Source organism: Mycobacterium sp. (assembly GCF_049683935.1).
GTDB lineage: Bacteria > Actinomycetota > Actinomycetes > Mycobacteriales > Mycobacteriaceae > Mycobacterium.
On record NZ_JBAUJR010000435.1, the window covers coordinates 1 to 9,471 of the forward strand.

A 9,471-nucleotide genomic window follows, 5' to 3' on the forward strand; every position below is an offset into this window, starting at 1 on the left:
GGTGGCAGGTGGTGAGTCGTTGGGCCAGCACCGTGGACAGGTCGATATTGTGGGCAGCGGTCATCGCGTGGTTCCTTTGCTCGAGTGACTTTGACGGGTCTCTCGAAGAATCACGCGATGACCTTCAATCACTCGGCTACGACACGCCGTACCGCTGATCAGGTACGACTCGTACACCACTCTGCGGGACGCAACCCTGGCCGTTCCAACAATGGGGCGGTTTTCCTGCCCGAGCAGACCACCGCCGTCAGCATCCTCGACCGGCTTTTACACCACGCCACCGTCGTCATCACCGACGACCAGTCCCACCGCATGAAGGACGCCAAACACCGACAGGAGGAACCCCACCAACCTAGAAATCACCACACGGGTAGGGGACTTTTATCTGGCCACCAGCGGATACTTCTACTTGGCCATTGACAGGGCGGTCTTCGTAGGAACGGGCGCGGTGTCCGGCCTCCGCGTGACAGCGTCGTCCGGACGGCAGACCGGCGTTCTCGTCTGCCAGGGGATGGCGAGACCAGGGACGTGCTGCGGGCGTAGCCGGCGGTCGCCGGGCTGCCGGGCTGCCGGGCTGCCACACGATCGCCGCGCGTTGCGGAGCGGACCGCAAAACAGTGCGCCTTTACATCGAGACCGCGCAGGGAGCTGGTGTGCACCGCGGCGATGGCGTCGAGGCTGATGACGGGTTGATCGGGGGCAGTCGCCGATGCGGTACGCCCAGATGGCCGCGGCGCGGCGGGGGAGCAGCTGTCGGGGTTCTAAGACCAGATCACCGCGTGGGGCCGGCGAGAGAGAAGAGCCGCGGCGATGCTACAGCTGCGGCGTCAGATCGAACGATGTCACGGTGGTCATGCGGGTGATTAGCCACTCACTACCGTCACGCTGCAGCGTCAGCCGGTAGGACAGGTAGCGCAGCGACGGGATGTTCTTGGTCACCGGGCTCGTCGCCACCGAGTTGGTGTAGACGAGCGCGGTCGCCTCCGAGGGGGGCCCGGACGAGACTCCAGGCGACGCAACGGATTCGACTGCGGCTCCCTTCACTTCTGTGGTGTTGGTGACCTGCGCCTGCTTGTTGGGTTCAACGATCGCGTCGATGTAGCGGCGGTACTCCTCGGCGAAGTCCCCGCCGAGATAGCGGGACGCTCGGGCGGCGAGCGCGCCCATGTCATCAGGCGTGTACGTCCACAGTGTGGTGATCGCCTTTGCGGCGGTACGCGCGATGTCGAGTTTCGTGTCTACAAGCGCGCGCTCGGCCAGGTACGGCTGTGCCATCGCGCCTGCGAACGCACCTCCACCGACGAACAGCACCGAAGCGGCGACAGCGGCGACCATCAGGCGCTTGCCTGCAGGCCGGTGCGCAACGCGCGTGACCTGCTCGGCAGGGGCCTCGCCGACCCCGGAAGGTTCTGTGCCGGCATCCTCGGCGGGGCCGTCCACCGCGGCACTGCCGGAATCCTGCTGTGTAACGACGGTTCTCGGTCCCCGAGCAGCTTTACCGACGGGCGTCTTCGGCTTGTCCCGGGGTATCGGATCGTCCGTCTCGGTCGGCACCACTGCGGATTTCCCGGCCGCATCGAGATCCCGACGTCGCCGGAAAATGCCCCGACGGTGCTGCTTCGGCGCAGCCTCGGGCGCGGCGCCGCTGGCCGCAGCGGCGTCCTCGGCGGTCAGATCACCTGTATCGGTCAGATCACCTGTATGAGGTTGCTGATCTTCCACTGCTGTCCCTCCTTGATCGTCGTTGCGACCCAGCGGCTTCCGCTCTCGATCGTCGACTTCCCGTCTGGCGTTGTCGAGGTGACCTTCGTCGCGAGCAGCACGTCAGCACTCCCGTCGTCATGCCACCGCTCCACTCCGGCCTCGAGCACCGTCCCGGTCGAGGGCTCCGACCGCGCCACCTGGATCAAGATGGCGTCCAGCCGCTCCTTGAAGATCCTGGCGAACTCTCCGGTACCCTCCGCGAGGATGCGGTCGGCGTAGGCGTTGGCGTTGAATGGGTCCAGCGACATGTACATAGTCATGAACTCGCGCGCATATCCTAGCGCCGCGGCATCGTCGAGTGCGGCCCGCCGATCGGCCTCGTGCCGCACCAGCATCAAGCTGCTCGCCGCGACCGCAGCCGTCACCAAAACGGCGGCCACGCCGGCCACCAGCGGCAGCCCCCATCGCCGAGGCGGTTTGGGCTCGACGTGGAAGTAGTCAGGACGCAGTAATGGTTGCGCGGCTCTGGTATCCGCGGACTCGTCGAACCTGCGAAGCGGGCTCACTGGCCGGCCTGATTCATCAGAGGCTTCTTCAGCACGGTCAGGTTGGCGACCTTCCACTGCCCGTCCGGCGACTTGTCGAAGTCCACCCGAACTGTCGCGGTGATGAACTTGAGGTCCTCGGCATTCGTCCCGCGCTGGCCCTGCATCGCCAGCAGCATCGACCCCTCCTGCGGGGTCACCTCGGGCATGGTCAGGACTGCACTGCGCACCGCCCAGTACTCGTTCGTGGTCGCTTCACCGTTTTGCACGGCCTGTTGTTGGGCGATCAGCTGCGGCCGGTACTCGTCGGTGGTCAACGTCTGCGCTTTCGCAAAGTCCTCAGGCAGGGTATCCACCCCGTAGCTGAGCATCTCCTCGACGATCCGGGGTCCCTGCTCTGAGATCTGCAGCCGCGCCCGGTCCACTGCACGCTCGTGGCGGTAGATCGCCGCGTAATTGAGGCCCATCGCCGCCAGGCACAGTACCGCTGCCGCGATCAGGAGCCACGCGACGAGTCGGCGCACGTTCCGTTCCGGACGCCCGACGCATAGTACGTCGGTGCGTGCCAGCAGGTCGGCGAACGTTCGGCGGCGCCGGTCCCACAGCGGCCACAGCCAGCCGACCAGCAGGACCAGGGTGTCCAGCAGGTGAGCGAGCTCCCGCAGGGTCAATCGCAGGACGCCGACGGAAAGGTCGGCGTCACCGCGGCGCACGGCGATACCGAACAAGGCACGCCCCAACGTCCATCCGGTGGCCACGGGCAGCACCAGCCGGTTGACCGCCATCGCGAACAGGGTCAGCGCGGCGACGGCGGTGAAGACCCAGCGCGCCCAGCTGTCCGCGGGTGTGGCTAGCGCCAGCAGTGCCATCGTAGTGACGATCCCGGCACCGGGCAGGGTGTCCACCGCGAAAGCGCCCGCACGGGCGGGCCACGATGCCAGCCGCGCGTCCGGTGTCGGGACGTCGGCCGTGGAGTGCGGTTTGATGGCGAGCGTGGCCGTCACAAGATGTCCTGATACAGCCTGGCGATTCGGTGCTGGCACTCGTCCTCGGGCATCGACGCCCGCAATCGGTACCCGAGCTGCTGGTAGGCGGCGTCGGCATCAGTGATCTCGACCCGCAACGGCACGAGCACATCGATGGATCCGTCGTCGTTGTGCCGGTCGACAGCCGCCCGCAGTTCGTCGACCGCCACGGTAGCAGTGGCCGTCTCGCAGGCCTCGGCGATCACACTGGCGAAGAGTCCGGCCTGCACGCCGAAGTCGCCCGTCGAACACTCGAGGATCTTCGACTGGCTGGCGGTCATGGCTGCGGTGCCTGGCATATGCGTTGCCGCCACGCACTCCTTGGCCGCCTGCAACGCCGGTTCATTCGAGCGTGCGAGTGCCTCGGCCCGATCATTGGCGCGCTGGACGAGATAGCCGCCCACAGCCCGCGGCGCCACCACGAGGATGCTCGCCGCCCAACCGCGAAGGCCCCCGAGTCTCGGCCAGCTCTTCGTTCGGGGAGGGTGCTGGCGACTCGTCCGTGGGTTCGGCCGGCCGGTGCCGGCATCTCCTTCCATCCGTCGTCTCCTGACTTGCTCGAGTTACTGACGTTGATACCCGACACCGTTAGGACCGACAACCTCACCGCTGCTGGGGCTGTATGCCGCAGTGCTGCCGGGTGGTCCCTAAGCCGGAGTGAAGATGCCCGGGTTGAGCTGTTCTCCTCTGCAGCAGACGGTACCCGAGCCGGGCGCCTCACCGGGTCACTGACCGGTGCCGCCGACTCCGGCGGCGGCAACCGACCTGCGGGCAGTGGGTTCATCAGGTTTTTCACTGACGGCGCGGGCCAGTTGAAACCATTGGCAGAGTGGAACTTTCGCGCGCGTCAATCAATTCCTCCCCGCCGAACCGCGACCTCAGTTCCGTCTTGAGGACCTTGCCGGCAGGGTTGCGGGGCAGCGCGTCGACGACTGCGATCGCCTTGGGATGTTTATAGCGGGCGAGCCTGCTGTCGAGGAACTCGTCCAGATCCGCCGGTCCGGTCATGTCCCGATTCGTCGCTCCCAGCGAACTCCGCAGCACGACCACAGCAACCGGCACCTCTCCCCATCGCGGGTGGGCGCGGCCGATCACGGCGACCTCGACGATGTCCGGGTGGGCGGCCAGGACGTTCTCGACCTCCGCGCAGTAGATGTTCTCGCCGCCGGAGATGATCATGTCCTTTTTACGGTCGACCACCCAGATGTAACCCTCGTCGTCCTGACGGACCAGGTCACCGGAGTGGAACCAGCCACCGGCGAAGGCTTCGGCGGTCGCCTCGGGGTTGTCCCAGTAGCCGGCCATCAGCGTCGGCGCTCGGTACACGATCTCGCCGACCTGCCCCACCGCGACGTCGTTCATGTCCTCGTCGACGATCCGCGCGGACACGGTCGGGATCACCTTGCCGACCGAACCGAGCTTGCGCAGTGCGTCCTCGCCCAACAGCATGCAGGTGACCGGTGACATCTCGGTCTGGCCGAAAGCGGCCAGGATCTGCGCCCCCGGGAAGGTCTGCGACATGTCCCGCAGCAGCGTGTCCGACGCCGGCGCCGCACCCCAGGACAGCGTCCGCAGCTTCAGCGTGCGCGGGTTCGCGCGCTGAGCGGCGCACACTGCCTGCCACTGGGCGGGCACCAGAAAGATCCCGGTCACCTGTTCGGACTCGAGGACGGCGAGCAGCTCCCCGGGATCGAACGCGCCCAACGGATAGAGCACCGTCGGCCGGCCGAGCAGCAGCCCGAAGATGGTGTTGCCGATGCCGGCGATGTGGAACAGCGGCACCCCGATGAAGCCGATGTCGTTGTTGATGTCGGCACCGTTGGTGAACAGGTGCGTCATCGCCTGGCCGGCCAGGTTGTTGTGGGTCAGCACCGCACCCTTGGGTCGGCCCGTGGTGCCGGAGGTGTACATGATCAACGCGGGTGAGTCGTCCGGGATGTCGACGGCAGGCGCGTCGGCACCCGGCTCGGCGAGCAGTGCCTCGTAGTCCAGGGCGCCGTCCGGATCGGCATCGTCGGTCCGGTCATCCGAGCCCGCGACGATCACCGTGGCCAGGCTGGCGTCCACGTCACGCACCCCGGACGCCATGGCAGCCAGGACCGATTCGGTGATCATGACGCGGGCCTGGCAGTCGGAGACCAGGTAGGCGATCTCCGACGGCGTCATCCGGAAGTTCACCGGCACCGCGATCGCCCCGAGCTTGCTGATCGCCAGGACCGACTCGATGAACTCGGTGCGGTTGAGCATCAGGATCAGTACCCGGTCGCCGAACTCGACGCCGCGCCGGTGCAGCGCCGCTGCCAGTGCGGTCACCCGGCGGTCGAGGTCACGCCAGGTGGTGGTGTGGCCGAGGAATCGCAACGCGGTGCTGTCGGGCTGCATCAACGCGTGCCGGGCCAGCTGGTTGGTCCAATTCTGGCGACGTGCCAGGTAGGGCTGCTCGGTCGCGGGGCCAGAAGGACCGGATGCAACGGTCAACGTCTCGTTCTCTCCATCTTGTGCGCAGGCGAAGGGTTGCGGGAGGCTGATATTTGATCAAACATTGTGTTGCCTGGGTCACACTATGGCCCCGGCGGCGTCGAGACAACCTCTTGCGCGCCCTCGTCACAACTCGCGGGAGGGGCCGCAGAAGTGAACACCCTCGCCCGCCTCGGTCTGACCGGAACAGTGCGGCGCGAACAACTCTCCGACGAGGTGGCGGCCCGGTTGCGGGCCGAGATCATGACCGGTGCGCTGCAGCCCGACACGTTCATCCGACTCGATGAGACCGCCGCGCGCCTGGGCGTGAGCATCACGCCGGTACGCGAGGCGCTACGCACGCTGCGCGGCGAGGGCATGGTCGAGTTGGAGCCGCACCGTGGCCATCGGGTGGTCCTGCTGACCCGGACCGATATCGAGGACATCTTCTGGCTGCAGTCGACGATCGCCGCGGAGTTGGCGGCCACCGCCACCGAGCGCATCACCGATCACGACATCGGCGAACTCGACCTGCTCAACAACCGGCTGGCCGCCGCGGTGCAACGTCGGGATCCCGACGAGATCGCCCGCGCCGAGCTCGCGTTCCACTGGACTTTCAACCAGTCCAGCGGACGGGTCAAGCTCGCGTGGTTCCTGCTGCACACCGCGCGCTATCTGCCTCCGCAGGTCTTCGCGACCGACCAGGCCTGGGGCGCCGGCGCCATCGCCGGGCACGCGAAGCTGATCGACGCGCTGCGCCGACGGGACGCGGACTCCGTTGTCGTGCTGACGAAGAGCCAGTTCACTGACGCCGCGTCGCGACTGATCGCCTGGCTGGACCAGGCCGGGCTGTGGGACTGAGGACCGAGCCTCACCCGCCGGCTACGTCGCCGCGAGCTGCTCGGCGCGTGCCTTGAGGTTGTCGGCCAGGTAGTCCAACGTGTCGCTGATGGCCTTCTTCACCATCGGCTTGGGGATCGGCAGTTTGGTCTCGACGTCGAGGTCGACGGTGAGCAGCGAGGCGGGACCCATGGCCACCACCGAGAACTTCTGTTCCTGCTTGTCGAAGTGGTCGCCCTGCTGCAGCACCGTGAAGATCTGGTTCTCGCCGGGGTAGTACACGGCGGAGATGAACGTCCCCGCCTGACCCTGCACGGTCACGTCGAGCCGCAACTGACTGGGCCGGCCGTCGTCGTAGCGGGCCAGCACCCAGCAGCCCTTGATCTCCTCGTTCCACAGCGGGTAACTCTCGAAGTCGGCAACGATCGCCATGATCGACTCGGCCGTGGCTGCTACTTCGACCGTCTTGCTCACCAGAGGCATCAGCCGAGCATATCGAGCAGATCCCGGGCATTGCGGACGGCATTGCCGCCACCGTCATTGTTGAAGTACGCCAGCACATCCCGGCCCTGGGCGTCCCACTCCCGGATCCGCTCGGCCCACCACCGAAGGTCGTCCGGGCTGTACGAACCGCCGTAGAGCGCGTCCGGGTCGGGTCCGTGCAGTCGCACGTACACGAACTTCGCCGTCGCCTTGAGGATGCAGGGCAACCCGGCACCGCTCATCACGACGTACGCCACCCCGTGCTCCTCGAGCACGTCGTAGACCGCGGGGTGATCCCAGGACGGGTGGCGGAACTCGACAGCGACGGGGATGTGTGCCGGCATGGCGGCGAGGAACTGATCGAGCACCGCGTCGTCGCGCTCGTGGCCGGGATGCAGCTGCACCAGCATCGCTCCGCTACGGTCGCCGAGTTTCGCCCAGCCGCGCTCCAGACGCTCGATCCACACCTGCGGGGACTTCAGTCGGCGCGCATGGGTCAGGCCGCGGGCCGCCTTGACCGACATCGTGAAGCCCGGTTTCAGTTGGTCGCGCCACCGGGCGAACCCGCCGTCGCGCGGCCAGCGGTAGAAGCTGCCGTTGAGCTCGACGGTGTCGAACTCGGCGGCGTAGCGCTGCAGCCACCGCGACGCCGGCAATCCCGGTTCGTAGAGCACCCCGACCCAGTCCCGATAGGACCAGCCGGAGGTGCCGATGCGGATCGTCATCGGGGCTGGATACCCCATCGGGTTGGTTCTTGCCCGCCTCAGGTGGCGGCGACGTCGACCCCGAGTGGCGCGCTCTGCCGCACCGATTCGTCGCGGATCAGCCCGCGCAGCAGCGCGGTGCTGAACTCGACGGCGATCTCCTGGGCGGTCCGTCGGCCGTGCGGACGCAGCCACCGGTAGGACCCCAGCGTCATGCCGATGTATCCGAGTGCGAGCACGTGGGAGTCGCAGTCATAGAATTCGCCGCTGGCGATACCGCGGTCGATCACGTCGCGGACGTGCTCGTAGACTTGGGCTTCCTTCTCCCGGATGTACTCCACCTGCTCCTCGGTGAACCACTCGGTGATGTAGGGGCCCTCCTGGAAGTACACGGCGGCGCGTTCGATGTTGCTTGCGATGCCGACGAGCAGGCGCCGGGTGAAGTGATAAATGGTCTCCCGTGCCGACGCCGACGGGTCGTCGTGCAGCGCGTCGACGGTGAAGTCCGCGGCACCTTTGTAGATGTCGTAGAGGATCAGCGCCTTGCTGGCGTAGTAGTGGTACACCGTGGCCTTGTTCAGACCGACCGCTTCTGCCACGTCGTCCATCCGGGTGCCGTGGTAGCCGCGCGCGGCGAACAACTTGGTGGCGACCGCCAACAACTCCTCGCGCCGGGACATCCCGTTGGTGGTGACAGCTTCAGACATGGCGACTCACTATAGGCAGGCCCCGGACCACTCCAGGGTCGACTAACTGGTTGGTGCAGTGTAGGCCGTTACTGTGTTGTCGCGGGGGCAGCCGGTCTAGACTCCAGCCAGACAAATGGGAGGTATCGCGGTGGACCCGAATCCCGATTACGACGCAAGCGACGAGCTGGAGTACGGCATCAACTGGTTCGCCTGGATCCTGCGCGGTGTGTACCCGCCACCCGCCTACCCGCCGGTCTGATCCACCCGGTCGCTGCGCCGGAGCCGGTGCTCGAGCACCCACGTTCGGGTGCGGCGGGCCACGTCGTCGACCTCGGTTCGTCCCACCCGCACCGCGACTGACACCCGCTCCCGCACCTCGCCGCGCCAGTCCCGCTCGGGCACCGGTTCGCGGTCGGGCGGCCATTCGATGGGCGGTTCGGCCGTGACGATCACCGGCTGCAGCATCAGTGGTCGGGAGTCCTCGCCGTAGCACTCGCCGCATTTGCGGCAACGCACCTCGTAGCGCAGGGCGCCCTCAGCTCCTGTCTCGATGAAGACGTAGTCCGCCACCGACACGCACCGCGGACAGCGTGCGAGCCCTCGTTCGACCACCTTGCTCATACCGACATCGTGGGGCCCGCACGGCGCGCTGCGTACCGGCAGGGAGATGTCGATGCCGGATCGGTGCCGTTTCGAGATCAGCGCCGGTTCAGTCGTGTTGGCCGTTACTGCCGTTGCCGTCGGATCCGTCACCACCGTCGCCGGGAGTACCGGTGGAGCCGTACCCGCCGTCCACACCGTCACGGGCGCCGCCGTCACCACCCGCACCACCACGGCCCAGGATCCTTCCTCACCGATACCGCCCTCACCCCCGTCGCCGTCGCCGAACACCTCACCGGCATCACCACCGTCGCCGCCCTCGGCGACACCGATCACCGCGTCCGCGCTGGCGTCCCCGCCCTCACCGCCGTCACCGGCCAGATCGCCCCCGTCGCCGCCATCACCACCGGCCCCGGCATACGGG

General features: G+C 67.2%; 10 protein-coding genes and 3 pseudogenes. 3 read left to right on the forward strand and 10 right to left on the reverse strand.

Going from position 1 to position 9,471, the window contains the following annotated elements; all coding sequences use genetic code 11:
* Positions 1 to 197: 197 nt before the first annotated feature.
* A pseudogene (locus WA965_RS24405) lies at positions 198 to 345 on the forward strand (ATP-binding protein); the annotation flags it as partial.
* Between the two features lie 468 nt (positions 346 to 813).
* On the opposite strand, the gene WA965_RS24410 reads toward WA965_RS24405, so the two are convergent.
* From WA965_RS24410 to fadD5, 6 genes and pseudogenes are all read right to left on the reverse strand, one after another.
* Entirely contained in the window at positions 814 to 1,722 is a 909-nt protein-coding gene (locus WA965_RS24410) for a mammalian cell entry protein (RefSeq protein ID WP_526301016.1), read from the reverse strand.
* Complete coding sequence (locus tag WA965_RS24415) at positions 1,689 to 2,270, reverse strand: Rv1363c family protein (RefSeq protein WP_526301018.1); 582 nt, start codon at positions 2,268 to 2,270, stop codon at positions 1,689 to 1,691. Before WA965_RS24415 ends, WA965_RS24410 begins: the two co-directional genes overlap by 34 nt.
* A complete protein-coding gene (locus WA965_RS24420; RefSeq protein ID WP_526301020.1) occupies positions 2,267 to 3,253 on the reverse strand; it encodes an RDD family protein in 987 nt (328 codons plus the stop codon). Before WA965_RS24420 ends, WA965_RS24415 begins: the two co-directional genes overlap by 4 nt.
* Entirely contained in the window at positions 3,250 to 3,693 is a 444-nt protein-coding gene (locus WA965_RS24425) for a hypothetical protein (RefSeq protein WP_526301022.1), read from the reverse strand. The genes WA965_RS24420 and WA965_RS24425 overlap by 4 nt, the downstream gene beginning before the upstream one ends.
* Before the next feature lie 92 nt (positions 3,694 to 3,785).
* Positions 3,786 to 4,082 (reverse strand): annotated as a pseudogene (locus WA965_RS24430) (MCE family protein); the annotation flags it as partial.
* Entirely contained in the window at positions 4,067 to 5,752 is a 1,686-nt protein-coding gene (fadD5, locus tag WA965_RS24435; protein WP_526301024.1) for a fatty-acid--CoA ligase FadD5, read from the reverse strand. The gene fadD5 and the pseudogene WA965_RS24430, both read right to left, overlap by 16 nt.
* 153 nt (positions 5,753 to 5,905) lie before the next feature.
* On the opposite strand from fadD5, the gene WA965_RS24440 reads away from it, so the two are divergent.
* Positions 5,906 to 6,592, forward strand: coding sequence for a GntR family transcriptional regulator (locus WA965_RS24440; RefSeq protein WP_526301026.1), 687 nt, complete (start codon positions 5,906 to 5,908; stop codon positions 6,590 to 6,592).
* Positions 6,593 to 6,613: 21 nt separating this feature from the next.
* Here WA965_RS24440 and WA965_RS24445 read toward each other — a convergent pair whose 3' ends face one another.
* The 3 genes from WA965_RS24445 to WA965_RS24455 are packed head-to-tail and all read right to left on the reverse strand — an operon-like array spanning position 6,614 to position 8,465.
* Positions 6,614 to 7,054 (reverse strand): SRPBCC family protein, encoded by a 441-nt coding sequence (locus WA965_RS24445; RefSeq protein WP_526301028.1) that lies wholly within the window; start codon positions 7,052 to 7,054, stop codon positions 6,614 to 6,616.
* A complete protein-coding gene (locus WA965_RS24450) occupies positions 7,054 to 7,779 on the reverse strand; it encodes a DUF72 domain-containing protein (protein ID WP_526301030.1) in 726 nt (241 codons plus the stop codon). Before WA965_RS24450 ends, WA965_RS24445 begins: the two co-directional genes overlap by 1 nt.
* 38 nt (positions 7,780 to 7,817) lie before the next feature.
* The gene (locus WA965_RS24455) at positions 7,818 to 8,465 is read right to left on the reverse strand and encodes a TetR/AcrR family transcriptional regulator (protein WP_526301032.1); all 648 of its coding nucleotides are present in this window, start codon (positions 8,463 to 8,465) and stop codon (positions 7,818 to 7,820) included.
* A gap of 133 nt (positions 8,466 to 8,598) precedes the next feature.
* Between WA965_RS24455 and WA965_RS24460 the strand changes: the two are divergent.
* Positions 8,599 to 8,706 (forward strand): annotated as a pseudogene (locus WA965_RS24460) (CAP domain-containing protein); the annotation flags it as partial.
* Here the strand turns inward: WA965_RS24460 and WA965_RS24465 are convergent.
* Positions 8,691 to 9,471, reverse strand: a 781-nt coding sequence (locus tag WA965_RS24465) for a hypothetical protein (RefSeq protein WP_526448162.1), incomplete at its 5' end; no start/stop codon positions are given. The pseudogene WA965_RS24460 and the gene WA965_RS24465 overlap by 16 nt on opposite strands.